The 16,637-nt window shown below is 72.2% G+C and carries 15 protein-coding genes; 8 read left to right on the plus strand and 7 right to left on the minus strand.

The features are described from left to right. Positions 1–46 precede the first annotated feature (46 nt). From I2W78_RS06690 to I2W78_RS40275, 3 genes are read left to right on the plus strand one after another with little or no spacing between them, the layout of a single operon-like run. Positions 47–2,113 (plus strand): SpoIIE family protein phosphatase, encoded by a 2,067-nt coding sequence (locus tag I2W78_RS06690; protein WP_196457801.1) that lies wholly within the window; start codon positions 47–49, stop codon positions 2,111–2,113. A gap of 41 nt (positions 2,114–2,154) precedes the next feature. Continuing rightward, positions 2,155–2,388 (plus strand): hypothetical protein, encoded by a 234-nt coding sequence (locus I2W78_RS40270; RefSeq protein WP_230886979.1) that lies wholly within the window; start codon positions 2,155–2,157, stop codon positions 2,386–2,388. Continuing rightward, entirely contained in the window at positions 2,385–2,579 is a 195-nt protein-coding gene (locus I2W78_RS40275; protein WP_374222646.1) for a hypothetical protein, read from the plus strand. The genes I2W78_RS40270 and I2W78_RS40275 overlap by 4 nt, the downstream gene beginning before the upstream one ends. Before the next feature lie 62 nt (positions 2,580–2,641). Here I2W78_RS40275 and I2W78_RS40280 read toward each other — a convergent pair whose 3' ends face one another. Both I2W78_RS40280 and I2W78_RS40285 read right to left on the minus strand, forming a co-directional pair. Further along, entirely contained in the window at positions 2,642–3,178 is a 537-nt protein-coding gene (locus I2W78_RS40280) for a D-glycero-alpha-D-manno-heptose-1,7-bisphosphate 7-phosphatase (RefSeq protein ID WP_307783617.1), read from the minus strand. Continuing rightward, entirely contained in the window at positions 3,157–4,158 is a 1,002-nt protein-coding gene (locus I2W78_RS40285) for a glycosyltransferase family 2 protein (RefSeq protein WP_230885357.1), read from the minus strand. Before I2W78_RS40285 ends, I2W78_RS40280 begins: the two co-directional genes overlap by 22 nt. A 121-nt stretch (positions 4,159–4,279) precedes the next feature. Here I2W78_RS40285 and I2W78_RS06705 point away from each other — a divergent pair, with 121 nt between their 5' ends. The 3 genes from I2W78_RS06705 (at position 4,280) to I2W78_RS06715 (ending at position 6,930) form a co-directional block, all read left to right on the plus strand. After that, positions 4,280–5,092, plus strand: a complete 813-nt coding sequence (locus I2W78_RS06705; RefSeq protein WP_196457803.1) for a polysaccharide deacetylase family protein — start codon at positions 4,280–4,282, stop codon at positions 5,090–5,092. A 20-nt stretch (positions 5,093–5,112) separates the two neighbouring features. Beyond that, positions 5,113–5,553 carry an SRPBCC family protein gene (locus I2W78_RS06710; protein ID WP_196457805.1) on the plus strand — a complete coding sequence of 147 codons (441 nt, stop codon included), beginning with the start codon at positions 5,113–5,115 and terminating at the stop codon, positions 5,551–5,553. Positions 5,554–5,622: 69 nt separating this feature from the next. Further along, positions 5,623–6,930: a DUF3500 domain-containing protein gene (locus I2W78_RS06715; RefSeq protein WP_230885358.1), complete on the plus strand. Its 1,308-nt coding sequence runs from the start codon at positions 5,623–5,625 to the stop codon at positions 6,928–6,930. Between the two features lie 12 nt (positions 6,931–6,942). Here the strand turns inward: I2W78_RS06715 and I2W78_RS06720 are convergent, their stop codons facing one another. The 5 genes from I2W78_RS06720 to I2W78_RS06740 all read right to left on the minus strand — a co-directional run bounded on the left by I2W78_RS06720 (position 6,943) and on the right by I2W78_RS06740 (position 13,662). After that, positions 6,943–8,097 (minus strand): XdhC family protein, encoded by a 1,155-nt coding sequence (locus I2W78_RS06720; protein ID WP_196457807.1) that lies wholly within the window; start codon positions 8,095–8,097, stop codon positions 6,943–6,945. Between the two features lie 43 nt (positions 8,098–8,140). Continuing rightward, positions 8,141–9,598, minus strand: a complete 1,458-nt coding sequence (locus I2W78_RS06725; RefSeq protein ID WP_196457809.1) for an NCS2 family permease — start codon at positions 9,596–9,598, stop codon at positions 8,141–8,143. 205 nt (positions 9,599–9,803) lie between these two features. Next, on the minus strand, positions 9,804–12,188 hold the full coding sequence (locus I2W78_RS06730) for a xanthine dehydrogenase family protein molybdopterin-binding subunit (RefSeq protein WP_196457811.1): 2,385 nt from the start codon (positions 12,186–12,188) through the stop codon (positions 9,804–9,806). A 2-nt stretch (positions 12,189–12,190) separates the two neighbouring features. Then, on the minus strand, positions 12,191–12,772 hold the full coding sequence (locus tag I2W78_RS06735) for a (2Fe-2S)-binding protein (protein WP_196457812.1): 582 nt from the start codon (positions 12,770–12,772) through the stop codon (positions 12,191–12,193). Beyond that, a complete protein-coding gene (locus I2W78_RS06740; RefSeq protein WP_196457814.1) occupies positions 12,772–13,662 on the minus strand; it encodes an FAD binding domain-containing protein in 891 nt (296 codons plus the stop codon). Before I2W78_RS06740 ends, I2W78_RS06735 begins: the two co-directional genes overlap by 1 nt. 366 nt (positions 13,663–14,028) lie before the next feature. Here I2W78_RS06740 and I2W78_RS06745 point away from each other — a divergent pair, with 366 nt between their 5' ends. Together I2W78_RS06745 and I2W78_RS06750 are read left to right on the plus strand one after the other, a co-directional pair. Next, entirely contained in the window at positions 14,029–15,702 is a 1,674-nt protein-coding gene (locus I2W78_RS06745; RefSeq protein ID WP_196457816.1) for a PucR family transcriptional regulator, read from the plus strand. Between the two features lie 143 nt (positions 15,703–15,845). Further along, complete coding sequence (locus I2W78_RS06750; protein ID WP_196457818.1) at positions 15,846–16,613, plus strand: hypothetical protein; 768 nt, start codon at positions 15,846–15,848, stop codon at positions 16,611–16,613. Positions 16,614–16,637 lie beyond the last annotated feature (24 nt).

The following is a 16,637-nucleotide window of genomic DNA, read 5'->3' on the forward strand; positions in this document are numbered from 1 at the left end:
AGGGCACGTGTCACTTCCGCCGGCCGGTGGAGGAGGAGGACCAGGGATGACAGCCGAATCCTTCCAGTCCGACGCGGACGAGTACGGCCCCGAGGCGCCCAGACCGACCGGCCTGCTGGACGTGCTGAGCGTGGCCGCGGTGGTGGTCGACGCCGACGGGCGCATCGTGTTCTGGACCCCGCAGGCCCAGGAGCTCTTCGGCTACACCGCGGAGGAGGCCCTCGGCACGTACGCGGCGCGGCTGTTCATCCACCCCGAGCATCTGCCGGCCGTGACGAAGCTGTTCGCGGAGGTGCTGGAGACCGGACGGGCCTGGGCGGGCACCTTCCCGATCCGGCACAAGGACGGCAGCAGTCGTCTGACGGAGTTCCGCAACATGCGGCTGCTGGACGATCTCGGTGACGTCTACGCCCTCGGCCTCGCCGCCGACCACAACCTGCTCCAGCGCGTCGAGACCGACCTCGCCCTGTGCGAGCGGCTGATCAACCAGTCCCCGATCGGCCTCGCCCTCATGGACCACGACCTGCGGTATCTGCTGGTCAACCCGGCACTGGAGCGGATCGACGGGGTGCCCGCCGAGGACCACATCGGCCGGCATCTGCGGGAGACCCTGCACCTGCCGGACATCGACACCATCGAGGCCTGCCTGCGTCAGGTGCTCACCACCGGCAGCCCGCTGCTCGACCAGTACCACGTGGGCCGCCCGCCGACCGACCCCGAGCACGAGCACGCCTGGTCCCTGTCGTTCTACCGGCTGGAGGACCCCGGCGGGCGGATCCTGGGCGCGGCCACCTCCGTCGTCGACGTCACCGAACGGCACCGCGCGGCCGCCGAGGCCGACCGGGCCCGGCGGCGCCTCGCCCTCATCGCCGACGCCTCCACCCGGGTCGGCACCACGCTGGAGGTGGAGCAGACCGCGCGCGAACTGGCCGACATCGCGGCCTCCGAGCTGGCCGACGTGGTCGCCGTGGACGTCCTGGACGCCGCGCTGGCCTGCCGCCGCAACCGGGCCCCGGACAACGGGCCGGAGTTGTTCCGGGCCCTCGCGCTCAAGGCGGCGCACCCGACGGTGGCGCTGCGCGCCGCCGACCCGCCCGGGGACCTCGCCGCCTACGAGGGCGACCGCCTGGTCACCCTGTGCGTGCACACCGGCCGGCCGGTCCTGGTACGGCATGTCGACGACCGGGATCTGCCGCGCATCGCCCGGGACGACGAGGCCGGGGCGCTGCTGGCGCAGGCCGGTGTCCACTCGTATCTCGCCGTGCCGTTGATCGCGCACGGCGAGGTGCTCGGCGCCCTCGACCTCAAGCGCACCCGCAACCCGCTGCCGTTCGACCAGGACGACGTCGTACTGGCCAGTGAGCTGGCCAGCCGTGCCGCCGTGGCCATCGACAACGCCCGCTGGTTCCAGAGCGTGCGCAACACCGCCCTCACCCTGCAGCGCAGCCTGCTGCCCGACCATCCGCCGCACCACACCGGCCTGGAGCTGGCCTCCCGCTACCAGCCCGCGCAGGCCACCAGCGAGGTCGGCGGCGACTGGTACGACGTGATCGGTCTGACCGACGACAAGACCGCCCTGGTCGTCGGCGACGTCATGGGCAACGGCATCGACGCCGCCGCCACCATGGGCCGGCTGCGCACGGCGACCGTCGCCTACGCGGACCTCGATCTCGACCCCGAGGCCGTGCTCCAGCACCTCGACAAGATCACCTGCGATCTGGAGCACTACATCGTGACGTGCGTGTACGCCGTGTACGACCCCCACACCAGACAGTGCCGTATCGCCAACGCGGGCCACATGCCGCCCGCGCTGGCCCGCCCCGGGCAGGCCCCCGAGCTGCTCGACCTGCCCACCGGCGCCCCCCTCGGCATCGGCGGCATCCCCTTCGAGCCCACCACGGTCGAACTGGCCCCCGGCGACCTGCTGGTCCTGTACACCGACGGCCTCGTAGAGACCCGCCACCACCCCATCGACGACCGGCTGAACGCACTCCTCACCTTCCTCGACGAACCCCACCGGCCGCTGGAGGCGACCTGCGACCTGCTGCTGTACGGTCTGCGCCACCCGGAAGACCACGACGACGTCGCCCTCCTCGTCGCACGCGCCCTGTAGGCGGGATTGGCCGCCGGGGGTGCGGGGCGCCCGTCGGCGCCATGGGGCAACCGCGGCGGATCCTGCTCACCGGGCGGTTCAGCTTCCGGGACGGGGAGGTGACCGCCGGGGACGTGCCGGCCCTGCGGCGGGTGGAGGACGTACTGGAGCGGGCCGGGCCGGCGTACGACGTCGCCTGGTCGGCACCTCCGTCGTCGTTCCCGGGCTGGTCCTGGCGCTGCGGGCGGGCACTGCGGCACTGGCCGTCGACCCGGTCACGGGCGGCGCGAAGGTGACCGCGCAGGCGCGCGCCTGCGGCCGGCCCGCGCTGATCGCGGCCGAACGGCTCGAAGTGGGCGAGCCGGAACGGTGGTGGGACTGGTGCCCGAGCGCCGGACGCGGCGCCGCCCGGCGGGCTCGGGACCGCTTCCGGGACGGCACCGGCGTACGGGACGGGCGGACGCGCTGGCGGCGGCACTGGGGGTGACGGGGACCCGTCCGGGGGCAGCCGGGCGGCGTGTGTGAGAAGGCTGCGTCTCGCCGCGCAGGTCACCTTGCCGCGCGAGTCGCCGCCCGGCCCGACAGCAACGACCGCACCGCCGTGCCCAGGTCGGTGTGTCCGGCGGTTGCCTGTGGCCGGGCGGTCGTCACGAGGATCCCGTGCGCGCCCGCCCGGCGGGCGGCCTCCAGGTGGGCGTCGGTGTCGCCGATCACGGCGCAGTGGGCGGGCGCCGTGCACAGGCGGCCGGTGGCCCAGAGGATCAGGCCCGGCTCGGGCGGTCGGCAGTGGCAGCCGTCGGTGGGGGCGTGCGGGCACACGCCGCGTACGTCGAACGGGCCGAGGAGTTCCTCGACGCGGGCATCGACCCGGCGCACGTCGGCCTCGGTGAGGCGCCCTTGGGAGACGCCGGGCTGGTGGGTGAGGAAGCCGGTGCGGATGCCGTGGGCGCGCAGCAGCGCGAGCGCCTCGTGGGCGCCGGGGACGGGGCGGACGCGGTCGGGGTCGGCGTTGTCGGGGACGTCCTCGACGAGGACGCCGTCGCGGTCGAGGAGCACGGCGCGGATCACGGCGCCACGTCCCGCCACACGGGCGCGCCCCGGTACCGCCACAGTCCGCTCAGCCAGTGCCAGCCGGCCGCCGGCGGAATGAGCGCGCTGGTCACCAGCAGGGTGGTCACCTCGTCCCGGGTGCGCGGGCCGGGCGCGATCCGCGCCCAGGCGAACTCGGCGGTGCCCGCGGCCCAGACCGACGCGGCGACAGCGGCGGCCGTACGACGCCCGGCACACGCGAGCACGCACGCGGCCGCGCCCGCCGCCGTCACCGCGAGGTGGGCGCGGACACGACCGCGCGGCGCGACCGCCTTGCTCCACCACCCGGCGCCGTGCAGCCGCAGCATGAGCGCGTCGTCGGCGTGCCCGCGCTGGGCGGCCAGCGAGGCCCAGCGGCCTTCGGGACGCACCGGGTGCCGTGTGGTGCGTCGCCCCTGCCGGATGCCCCATCCGGCGTCGAGCAGCCGCAGGGCCAGGTCGATGTCCTCGCGGTGGCCGCGCAGGAAGCGTTCGTCGAAGCCGCGGACCTGCTTGAGGGCGTCGGTGCGGTACGCCATGTCGACGGTGCCCCAGCGGGCGCGCGCCCGGGCCACCGTCTCGCGCTCCCAGTCGGTGGGGCGGCGCAGCCCGGGCAGCGGTACGGCGATCACGCCCTGCACGCCGGCCGTGTCGGGGCTCGCGGCGGCCAGATCCTGGGTGAGCTGCTCGCACCAGTGCGGGCCGACCTGAACGTCGTCGTCGAGGAAGGCGACCCAGGGCGAGGCGACCGCGCGCAGGCCGGTGTTGCGGGCGGCGGCGGGGCCGCGGCCGCCGCCGTGCAGCACGGTCGTTCGGTCGCGCAGATCGCCGAGGACGCTCAGCGGGTGCTCCAGCGGGCCCGGATCCGGGACGGGTCTGTCGTCGACCAGGACGATCTCGCGCGGCGTGGGGCCGGTCGCGGCGGCCAGCGCGGCGAGACAGTCGGCGAGGGTGTCACGGACGAGCGTGGGGATCACCACGGCGTAGGCGGCGGTCATGTCTGGCCGGGTGCCAGAGTGCGGCCGCCTCAAACACGCGAGTGAGCCGCGCAGGCAACACGCGAGTGAGCCGCGCAGGCAACTATAACCCCCGTCTATACACTCAGTGTATAGTCTCGGCATGCCTCTCCGACCAGGACTCCAACACCCCAAGGCACCCGGGAAGACGGACAGACGGGTCACCCCGTTCCGTGCCGCCGCGACTTTCCTGGCGGCCCTGTCCCTGCCGCTCGCCCTGACCGGCTGCACCAGCCTCGACACGACCGCCCCCAGCGCGGTCCGCGCCCAGGCCGCGTCCGACGGGAAGCCCGCCGCCTTCGGCAGCGTCGACTGCCGACGCGCCAAGTGCATCGCGCTCACCTTCGACGCGGGCCCCAGCGAGAACTCCCCGCGCCTGCTCGACATCCTGAAGGAGAAGCAGGTCCCGGCGACCTTCTTCCTGCTCGGCAAGCGGCACATCGAGAAGTACCCGGAGCTGGTCCGGCGGATGGCCGACGAGGGCCACGAGATCGCCAGCCACACCTGGGACCACAAGATCCTCACCCGGCTGAAGCCGGACGAGATACGCGAGGAACTCCAGCGCCCCAACGAGGAGATCGAACGCCTCACCGGCCGCCGCCCCACCCTCATGCGCCCGCCCCAGGGCCGTACGAACGACACCGTGCACGAGATCTGCCGCGAACTCGGCCTCGCCGAGGTCCTGTGGAGCGTCACCGCCAAGGACTACACGACCGACGACTCCGCCCTCATCCGCCGGCTCGTCCTCGACCAGGCGGGCCGGGACGGCATCATCCTGCTGCACGACATCTACCAGGGGACCGTGCCGGCGGTACCCGGCATCATCGACGCGCTCAAGGAACGCGGATACGTGTTCGTGACGGTCCCTCAGCTGCTGGCACCGGGGAAGGCCGAACCGGGCGAGGTCTACCGGTAGCACCCGCCTAGGATCGCCCCGTGGCCACCTTCCTCCTCGAACGCACGGCTCCGCTCCCCCCGCCCGAGGCCTGGCGCCGGCTCACGGACTGGTCCCGGCACGGTGACGTCGTCCCGCTGACCCGCGTCACCGTGCTCACCCCTGCGCCGACCCATGTGGGCACGGTGTTCGTGGCCCGTTCCGGGCTCGGCCCGCTGGCCTTCGACGACCGGATGGAGGTCACCGTCTGGCAGCCGCCGGCCGACGACGCCCCCGGCCGGTGCCGGCTGGAGAAACGCGGCCGGGTGGTGCGCGGTTGGGCGGAGATCGAGGTCCGCCCGGGCCCCGGCGGCCGCGCCCACGTGATCTGGCGCGAGGAACTCCGCGTACGTCTGCTGCCGCCCGTCCTCGACGGCGCCCTGGAGCGCGCGGCCCGCCATGTCTTCGGCCGGGCGGCGAACCGCCTGCTCCGGGGGCGGTGACCGGCGCTCACAGCGCCCGCACAGCGCCGACCGAACAGCGCCTCAGGTCCGCCCTGGAGTGTGGTGCGCATGCACGGACACGGACACAGACTCCGCACCCCCGAAGCCCAACGCACCCGCCGCTGGTTCATGAACCGGGCGCTGCTCGCCGGCGGCGTCGCCGCGGTGGCGACGATGACCGGCTGCTCCACGGGCTCCTCCGAATCGGCGAGTTCCGCCGCGGCGGCCTCCGGCGCCCCGAGCGGTATGCCGTCCGGCGGCCCCGGCGGCATGGGCCCCGGCGCGAGCGAGGTGAAGTACGCGGACTTCGTCGGCGTCACCACCGACGGCAAGGTCGTCGACGACCTGTACACGATCCACTCCACCGGCGTCTCCACCGACGCGCTGGTCAAGGCCGCGCAGGCGTTCCTCGACGGGCTCTCCCAGAAGCAGCGCCGGGCCACCCTGTTCGACATCCAGGCCGACGAATGGCTGGCGTGGAGCAATGTCGACGGCTACGAGCGCGAGGGCGTCCGCATGGGCGACCTCACCGACAAGCAGCGCGAGCTGGGTTACGCGCTGCTCGGCGCGGCCCTCTCGGCCGACGGGCTCACCCAGGCGCGCAACATCATGAAGCTCAACGCGTTCCTCGGCGAGTACAACGGCGGCGGCAAGGAGACCCTCACCGAGGGCCACTACTTCTTCACCGTCATGGGCACCCCGTCGACCAGCGCGCCCTGGGGCTTCCAGTACGAGGGCCACCATCTGGCGATCAACTACTTCGTGCTGGGCGACCAGGTCGTGATGACGCCGACCTTCATGGGCTCGGAGCCGACCTCGGCGACGTACGACGGCGAGAAGATCACCACCTTCGAGCCGGAGACCACGGCCGGCCTGGCCCTGCTGCGCTCCCTCACCGAGGCGCAGCGGGCGAAGGTGATCTCCACTACCGAGGAGAAGAGCGGCGCCAACCTGAAGGCAGGCGCGGGCGCCGACAACCTCGAACTCGCCTACCAGGGCCTGCCCGGCTCCGAACTCACCTCCGCCCAGCGGCAGAAGCTGCTCGACCTGGTCGGCGTCTACGTCGGCTACCAGGCCGAGGGCCACGCCGAGGTGCGGATGAAGGAGATCGAGGAGCACCTGGACGACACGTACCTCTACTGGCTCGGCGAGACGGACGACGACTCGGCCTTCTACTACCGCGTGCACAGCCCGGTGGTGCTCATCGAGTACGACGCCCAGTCGCCGCTCGCCTACGGCACCAAGGACAGCGGCGGCGGCATGGGCGGCATGAACGGCACGCCCACCCAGCAGCACATCCACACCGTCATCCGCACCCCCAACGGCGGCGACTACGGCGTGGACCTGCTCAAACTGCACCTGGAGACAGACCACTAGGGCCTGTCCGATTCAGGCCACCGACCCGATCCGCCCCGCCGGTGCCGACGGCGTGTCGTGGTGGATCGGGGTGTGCGCGCCGGTCAGCGAAACCCCGCTGCCACCGCGCCGGCCCGCGACGATCTCGGCGGCGATGGACAGGGCCGTCTCCTCCGGCGTACGGGCGCCGAGGTCCAGGCCGATGGGCGAGCGCAGGCGGGCCAGCTCCAGGTCGGTGACGCCGACGTCGCGCAGCCGCCTGTTGCGGTCGAGGTGGGTGCGGCGCGAGCCCATGGCGCCGACGTACGCCACCGGCAGCCGCAGCGCCAGCTTCAGCAGGGGTACGTCGAACTTGGCGTCGTGGGTGAGCACACACAGCACCGTGCGGGCGTCGACGTCGGTGCGCTCCAGGTATTCGTGGGGCCACTCTACGACGATCTCGTCGGCCTCGGGGAAGCGGGCCCGCGTCGCGAAGACGGGGCGGGCGTCGCACACCGTGACGTGGTAGCCCAGGAACCTGCCGACGCGGACCAGCGCGGAGGCGAAGTCGATGGCGCCGAAGACGATCATGCGGGGGGCGGGGACCGACGACTCGACCAGCACCGTGAGCGGTGCTCCGCACCGAGAGCCCTGCTCTCCGATCTCCAGGGTGCCGGTGCGGCCGGCGTCCAGGAAGGCGCCCGCCTCGGCCGCGACCGTGCGGTCCAGCTCGGGATGGGCGCCGAAGCCGCCGTCGTACGACCCGTCGGGGCGGACCAGCAGCGCGCGGCCGCCCATCAGTTCGGCCGGGCCGGAGACGATCCGGGCCACCGCGGCGGGCTCGCGTCGGGACGCGGCGGCCACCGCGGACGCCACCACCGGCCGGACGGGGTCGCCCGCCCGGACCGGGGTGACCAGGATGTCGATGATGCCGCCGCAGGTCAGTCCGACCGCGAAGGCGTCCTCGTCGCTGTAGCCGAAGCGCTCCAGGACCGGTTCCCCGTCCCGCAACGCCTGTTGGCACAGCTCGTACACCGCGCCCTCCACACAGCCGCCGGAGACCGAGCCGATGGCCGTGCCGTCGGCGTCCACCGCGAGGGCGGCGCCCGGCTGGCGCGGGGCGCTGCCGCTCACGGCCACCACGGTGGCCACGGCGAAGTCGCGTCCCTGCTCGACCCACCGGTGCAGCTCGTCGGCGATGTCCAGCATGTCTCGGTCTCCTTAACAGCGGTGTGGGGAGGGCGGTCGGGCGTCAGTGCACGCCCATCCAGCTCTCGATGGGGTTGAGTGCGAAGAACACCACGAAGATCGCCGTCAGCGCCCACATGAAGACACCTATCTCGCGCGCCTTGCCCTGCGCGATCCGGATGGCGACGTAGGAGATGACACCGGCGGCGACACCCGCGGTGATCGAGTACGTGAACGGCATGATCACGACGGTCAGGAAGACCGGGATCGCGGTGGCGCGGTCGGACCAGTCCACGTGCCGGGCGTTCATCATCATCATGGCGCCGATCACCACCAGGGCGGCGGCCGCGACCTCGCCCGGCACGATCGCCGTCAGCGGCGTGAAGAACAGGCAGGCCGCGAAGAACAGACCGGTGACCACCGACGACAGGCCGGTGCGGGCACCCTCGCCGACGCCGGTCGCCGACTCCACGAACACGGTCTGGCCGGAGGCGCCGGAGACGCCGCCGATCGCGCCGCCCGCGCCGTCGATGAACAGCGCCTTGGACAGGCCCGGCATCCGGCCCTTGTCGTCCGCCAGCTTGGCCTCGGTGCCGACGCCGATGATCGTCGCCATCGCGTCGAAGAACCCGGCGAGCACCAGCGTGAACACGATCATGCCGACGGTCATCGCGCCGACCTCGCCCCAGCCGCCGAACTCGACGTTGCCGAAGATCGAGAAGTCGGGCATCGAGACCGCGCCGCCCCGCAGTTCGGGAGCGCCGCCGGCCCACTGCTCGGGGTCGATGACGTCGAGGGCGTTGAGGATCAGGGCGAGGACCGTGCCGCCGACGATGCCGAGCAGGATGGCGCCGGGGATGCCGCGCGCCTGGAGCATGAAGATGGCGAGGAGGGTCAGGGCGAAGAGCAGCACCGGCCAGCCGGCCAGTTCGCCCTCCGGGCCGAGGATCACCGGGGTGGTCTCGCCGTTGTGCACGAAACCGGCCTTGTAGAAGCCGATCAGCGCCACGAACAGGCCGATACCCATGGTGATCGCGTGCTTCAGCGGCAAGGGAATCGCGTTCATGATCATCTCGCGCAGGCCGGTGACGACCAGCAGCATGATGACCACGCCGTACATCACGCACATGCCCATCGCCTGGGCCCAGGTCATCTGGGGAGCGACCTGGGAGGCGAGGACTCCGGAGACGGAGAGGCCCGCGGCGAGCGCCAGGGGCACCTTGCCGACGAAACCCATCAGCAGCGTCGTGAGGGCCGCCGCGAACGCGGTGGCGGTGATCAGGGCCTTCTGGCCGAGCGTGTCCCCCGCCGCGTCCTTGCCGGACAGGATCAGGGGGTTGAGGAGGAGGATGTACGCCATCGCCATGAAGGTGGTGACGCCGCCGCGCACCTCACGCGCGACCGAGGATCCCCGTTGGGATATGTGAAAGTACCGGTCGAGCCAAGAGCGTCCGGCCGGGACGCGGGATCCGTCACCCGCGTCCTCCGAGACGGTCTTCGGCTCCAGTGACTGCTGGGTCATGTGGGCCTACTCCCAAGGTTCATAGGGGCACCCGCATGGGGACCGCCGTTGCGGCTGCGGGATTTGGGAAGGTGCTTCGGCCGCACGACCCGGGGGACGGCCCGAGACGAACGATTCGGTCGGTTCCAAGGACCGCGAGCGGTGCGGTACTTGGGCTCCGGGCGGCGCGGAGTGTGTGACGTTCCATGCGCCGCCCGGAGAGCTCTTACGCGGTACCGGTCAGGTGCTCGGGGCGGACCGGCGTCCTGTTCAGCTCCAGGCCGGTCGCGTTGCGGATCGCCGCGAGGACCGCCGGAGTCGAGGACAGGGTGGGGGCCTCGCCGATGCCGCGCAGCCCGTACGGGGCGTGCTCGTCGGCGAGTTCGAGGACGTCGACCGGGATGGTCGGCGTGTCGAGGATGGTCGGGATCAGATAGTCCGTGAAGGAGGGGTTCTTCACCTTCGCGGTCTTCGGGTCGACGACGATCTCCTCCATGACCGCCACACCGAGACCCTGGGTCGTACCGCCCTGGATCTGCCCGATGACGGACAGCGGGTTGAGCGCCTTGCCGACGTCCTGCGCGCAGGCCAGCTCGATCACCTTGACCAGGCCGAGCTCGGTGTCGACCTCGACGACGGCGCGGTGCGCGGCGAAGGAGTACTGGACGTGGCCGAAGCCCTGGCCGGTGCGCAGGTCGAAGGCCTCGGTCGGCCGGTGCCGCCACTCCTCCTCGACCTCGACGGCCTCGTTCTCCAGCACGTCCACCAGGTCGGCCAGCACCTCGCCGCCGTCGGTGACGACCTTGCCGCCCTCCAGCAGCAGCTCGGCCGTCGCCCAGGCCGGGTGGTAGGAGCCGAACTTGCGGCGCCCGAGCTCCAGCACCTGCTCGCGGACCAGCTCACAGGCGTTCTTGACGGCACCACCGGTGACGTACGTCTGCCGCGAGGCGGACGTCGAACCGGCGCTGCCCACCTGGGTGTCCGCCGGGTGGATGGTCACCTGGGTGACGCCCAGCTCGGTGCGGGCGATCTGCGCGTGGACGGTGACACCGCCCTGGCCGACCTCCGCCATGGCCGTGTGGACCGTGGCCACCGGCTCGCCGCCGACGACCTCCATGCGCACCTTGGCGGTGGAGTAGTCGTCGAAGCCCTCGGAGAAGCCGACGTTCTTGATGCCGACCGCGTAGCCCACACCCCGTACGACGCCTTCACCGTGCGTGGTGTTGGACAGGCCGCCGGGCAGCTGCCGGACGTCCGCGCCCTCGCTGCTCTCCCACTGGCGCTCCGGCGGCATCGGCATCGCCTTGACGCGGCGCAGGAGTTCGGCGACCGGCGCCGGCGAGTCGACGGGCTGGCCGGTCGGCATGATGGTGCCCTGTTCCATGGCGTTGAGCTGCCGGAACTCCACCGGGTCCATGCCGAGCTTCTTCGCCAGCTTGTCCATCTGCGCCTCGTAGGCGAAGCACGCCTGGACCGCGCCGAAGCCGCGCATGGCGCCGCAGGGCGGGTTGTTGGTGTAGAGGGCGATGGCCTCGATGTCGACGTCGTCGATGACGTACGGGCCGACGGACAGCGAGGAGGCGTTGCCGACGACCGCCGGGGAGGCGGAGGCGTAGGCGCCGCCGTCCAGGACGATCCGGCACTTCATGTGCGTGAGCTTGCCGTCCTTGGTGGCGCCGTGCTCGTAGTACAGCTTGGCCGGGTGGCGGTGGACGTGCCCGAAGAAGGACTCGAACCGGTTGTAGACGATCTTCACCGGCTTGCCGGTGCGCAGCGCCAGCAGGCAGGCGTGGATCTGCATCGACAGGTCCTCACGACCGCCGAACGCGCCGCCGACACCGGCCAGCGTCATCCGCACCTTCTCCTCGGGCAGGCCGAGCACGGGCGCGATCTGGCGCAGGTCGGAGTGCAGCCACTGGGTGGCGATGTAGAGGTGGACGCCGCCGTCCTCCTCGGGCACCGCGAGACCGGACTCGGGGCCGAGGAAGGCCTGGTCCTGCATGCCGAAGGTGTACTCGCCCTCGACGATGACGTCGGCGCGCTTGCGGGCCTGAGTCACATCGCCGCGGATGATCGGCTGGCGGTGCACGATGTTCGGGTGCGGGACGTGGCCGGCGTGGTGATCGTCGCGGCCCTCGTGGACGAGGATCGCGTCCGGCGCGGTCGCGGAGGCCTCGTCGGTGATGACGGGCAGTTCGCGGTAGTCGACCTTGATCTTGGCGGCGGCGCGGCGGGCCGTCTCCGGGTGGTCGGCGGCGACGATCGCGACGGGCTCGCCGTGGTGGCGTACCTTGCCGTGCGCGAGGACCGGGGTGTCCTGGATCTCCAGGCCGTAGTTCTTCACCTCGGTCGGCAGGTCGTCGTACGTCAGCACGGCGTACACACCCGGCAGCGCGAGCGCCTCGGACGTGTCGATCGAGACGATCTCGGCGTGCGCGACCGTGGAGCGCAGGATCTGCCCCCACAGCATGTCCTCGTGCCACATGTCGGACGAGTACGCGAACTCGCCGGTGACCTTCAGGGTGCCGTCCGGGCGGAGCGTGGACTCACCGATGCCGCCCTTGGTCTGCGAGCCCTGCGTGATCTTCGTAGGTGCGCCGTTGGTCGGCATGGTCAGACCCCCTCGGACTGGCGGGCGGCCGCCAGGCGGACCGCGTCCATGATCTTCTCGTAGCCGGTGCAGCGGCACAGGTTGCCCGACAGCGCCTCGCGGATGTCGGCGTCGGTCGGGTTCGGGTTGTTCTCGAGCATCTCGTCGGCGGCGACCAGCAGACCCGGGGTGCAGAAGCCGCACTGGACGGCGCCGGCGTCGATGAACGCCTGCTGGATCGGGGAGAGTTCGCTGCCCTCACCGGTCTGCGAGTCGGTGCCTTTGGCCTGCCACTGCTGGGCGTCCTGAAGGGAGGTCCCGCAGGCGCCGGTCGCGCAGCCGCTCTCGGCGCGCTGCTTGGCGTAGTCGGCGAGCCCCTCGACGGTGACGACCTCGCGGCCCTCGACCTGCCCGGCGGCGACCAGACACGAACACACCGGCACGCCGTCCAGCCGCACGGTGCACGACCCGCACTCGCCCTGCTCGCAGGCGTTCTTCGAACCCGGCAGCCCCAGCCGTTCCCTCAGCACGTACAGCAGGGACTCGCCCTCCCACACGTCGTCGGCTTCCTGCGGACGTCCGTTGACCGTGAAATTGACGCGCATTACGCGGCTCCCTCCGTGCGTGCGGCGGTGCCGCGATACGACTCCCAGGTCCAGGTCAGGGTCCGGCGGGCCATGATGCCCACCGCGTGCCGGCGGTAGCTCGCCGTGCCCCGGACGTCGTCGATCGGGTTGCAGGCGGCGGAGCACAGGTCCGCGAACTGCTTGGCGACCGACGGGGTGATGATCTTTCCGTTGTCCCAGAAGCCACCCTCTTCGAGCGCGGCGTTCAGGAACTCCTCCGCGGCCTTGGCCCGCACGGGCGTCGGGGCCGCCGAACCGATACCGGTCCGCACGGTCCGCGTCTGCGGGTGCAGGGCGAGCCCGAAGGCGCACACGGCGATGACCATGGCGTTGCGCGTGCCGACCTTCGAGTACTGCTGGGGCCCGTCCGCCTTCTTGATGTGTACGGCGCGGATCAGCTCGTCGGCCGCCAGCGCGTTGCGCTTGACGCCGGTGTAGAACTCATCGATCGGAATACGGCGGGACCCGCGCACCGACTCGACCTCGACCTCGGCGCCGGCGGCGAGGAGGGCGGGGTGGGCGTCACCGGCCGGGGAGGCGGTGCCGAGGTTGCCGCCGACGCCGCCGCGGTTGCGGATCTGCGGGGAGGCGACGGTGTGCGAGGCGAGGGCCAGGCCCGGCAGCTCGGCGCGCAGGTGCTCCATGATCTTCGAGTACGGGACGGAGGCCCCCAGCCGCACGGAGTCCTCGCCGATCTCCCACTCGGAGAGATCGCCGATGCGGTTGAGGTCCATGAGGTACTCGGGCCGGCGGTGGTCGAAGTTGATCTCGACCATCACATCGGTGCCACCCGCAATCGGCACAGCGGTGGGGTGCTCGGCCTTCGCGGCGAGCGCCTCCTCCCAGCTGGCGGGGCGAAGGAAGTCCATGACCGGCTCTCTTCATCGTCTCGTGGGTCGTACAGATTGAGCCAATCCGTGTGCGGCGGGCCCGGCTCGTTCATGTGCTGTTAACGCGCATTGACCTCAGTACACAGCGCCTTGTTCCAGCGCGGTCAGTCACCGAAACCATGAAGGAGTTGGCTGGCCAGGGCGGTCATCTTGTAGATTCGTATGAACGGAGGTCATCAGTAACCTCCTGGTTTTCCTGGGGAAACGTCCGGCACAGGCCGCGTGACCTGGGACACAGCACGGGAGACGGCGAGCACCGCTCAACCGGCCACCGCACGGGCCACTCACCCAGGGACCCGTCAAGATCCATCGTAGTTTTCGAGACAAAGAACGGCGGCGACGAGAATGCGGCTGCGCGCACTGCTGGACACCGACGCGCTGGGCCTCAAGCTGCTCGGCGGCGAGGACGAGCTGGACCGCACCGTGCGGGGCGTGATGACCACCGACCTGCGGGACCCCAGCCGCTACCTCTCCGGCGGTGAGCTGGTGCTCACGGGCCTGGCGTGGCGCCGGAACGCGGCCGACTCCGAGCCCTTCGTACGCATCCTGGTGCAGGCCGGCGTGGCGGCACTGGGGGCCGGCGAGGCGGAACTCGGCGACGTGCCGGACGACCTGGTCATGGCCTGCGCCCGCCACCGCCTGCCCCTCTTCGCGGTGCACGAGTCGGTGGCCTTCGCGACGATCACCGAGCACGTCGTACGACAGGTCTCCGGCGAGCGCGCCGGCGACCTCGCGGCCGTGGTCGACCGGCACCGCCGGATGATGACGGCGGGCCCGGCGGGCGGCGGCCCGGACGTGGTCCTCGACCTCCTCGGCTCGGACCTGGACCTGCGCGCCTGGGTCCTCTCCCCCACCGGCCGCCTGATCGCGGGCTCCAAGGTCGGCGGCCCGGCGCTGCCCCCCGAGGCGTGCGCGAAGCTGGCGGCCGAGCACCTGGCGGCGGCCCGCACCGGCCGGCGCGGCCCGCACCGCCTGATCCTCGGCACCACGACGTACTCGCTCTTCCCGATCCGCAGCAGCGGCCGCTCCCCGCAGGCCTCCCGGGACGTACGCGAGACAGTCCTGTCGGACTGGCTACTTGCCGTCGAGGCGGACGCGGGTGACTGGCCGGAGGAGCGCCTCGACCTCCTCCACGGCGTCACGCAACTCATCGCCGTCGAACGCGACCGCCGCGACGCGGCCCGCACGGTCCGCCGCCGCCTGGCCCAGGAGGTCCTGGAACTCGTCCAGACGGGCGCCGCCCCCGCCGAGATCGCGGCCCGCCTGCGCGTCGCCGCGCCGGTGCTGCTGCCCGGCCTCGGCGCGGCCCCCCACTGGCAGGTGGTCGTGGCCCGCGTCGAATGGGACGGCGCCGACATCGAGGCGGGTCCGGTGGCCCAGTCCCTCCTGGAGGAGATCCTGGTCGACCCGCTGGCCACCGGCCCGGAACCCTCCGACCGCATCGCCGTGGCCCACACCGGCGACGAGGCGATCGCCCTGGTCCCCCTGCCCGCCGTCTCCTCGGAGCACGACGGCTCGGAGACCGGCGTCCTCGCCGACGCACTCCTCACCGCGGTCCGCGCCCCCCTCTCGGCCGGCCTGGAGGACGACGGCCGCGTCACCCTCGGCGTCAGCGCGGCGGTCCACTCGGCGGAGGGCCTGCGCGGCGCCCTGGAGGAGGCCCGGCACGCCCGCCGGGTGGCGGCGGCCCGCCCCGGCCGCGTCTGCGCGGCCGGCCACCAGGAACTGGCCTCCCACGTCCTCCTCCTGCCCTTCGTCCCCGACGACGTACGCCGCGCCTTCACCGCCCGACTCCTGGACCCCCTGCGCGACTACGACCGCCGCCACCGCGCCGAACTCATCCCGACCCTCGAAGCCTTCCTCGAATGCGACGGCTCCTGGACCCGCTGCGCCTCCCGCCTCCACCTGCACGTCAACACCCTGCGCTACCGCGTGGGCCGCATCGAGCAGCTGACGAGCCGCGACCTCTCACGCCTGGAGGACAAGCTCGACTTCTTCCTGGCCCTGCGCATGAGCTGAAACCCAACAGACCGCAAAGCCCCTCGACTTTGTGAAATCCTTCACCCACCCTCTTGGCCGGGCAGCTGAATTGGTGTTGAAATGCGGCCACCACTCAACAGCTCGATGGCGCGCTCGGGGAGGGCAACGTGGCGCATACCGCCATGTCTGGTACCGGAACGACCTCAGACGACGATCCCCTCCAGACCGCGGTGTGGCGGTTGCGTTCACGGGCCTGCTGGGCCGACGCGGCGGCCCTGCTGACCCCGACCACGCCGGCGGCGGCCCTGCAACGCGCCGCGCTGCTGGTCGAACGATGCCTGTACACCGAGCAGGGCTGGCAGGAGGCCGAGGACGCCCTGCGCACGGCCGAGGCGCTGGCCCACACCGACGAGGAACGGGGTGCGGCCGCCTGTGAACGCGGCCAGCTCGCCTACGCGGCCACCCTGCACACGGTCCGCGACCGCGCCGACGAGGCACGAGCGGCCCTCGGCCGGGCGGCGGCCCTGATCCCCCCGGGCGCCCCCGGCCGCCCCCTCCTGGACTTCCGCCGCGGCCTACTCGCCGAAAACCTCGCCCACTCCCCCCAGGCCGCCCTCGCCGCCTACCGCCGCGCCCACGCCGGCGCCACCGCCCACGCCAACGCCCTCCTCCTCTCCTTCACCTGGCGCCACCTCGCCGGACTGGCGCTCAGAGAGGGCGAGTTGGCCGAGGCCCGCCACGGCTTCGCCGAATCCCTGCGGATCCGCGAGGAGTTGGGCTACCTGGTGGGCACGGCCCCCGCCCTGGCCTCGCTGGCCGCCACAGAACCCGAACCGGAGGCATCCCGCCTACGCGAGGAGGCCCGCCGCCTGTACCGCCTCCTGGGCGGAGTCCCCACCTGGCTCGCAACCCAACTGACACCACCGGCTGCTGGCGCGGCAACGGCGTAGCGACTGCCCCCGGGGCGTCACGCA

The organism is Streptomyces spinoverrucosus (assembly GCF_015712165.1).
GTDB classification, from domain to species: Bacteria; Actinomycetota; Actinomycetes; order Streptomycetales; family Streptomycetaceae; genus Streptomyces; species Streptomyces spinoverrucosus_A.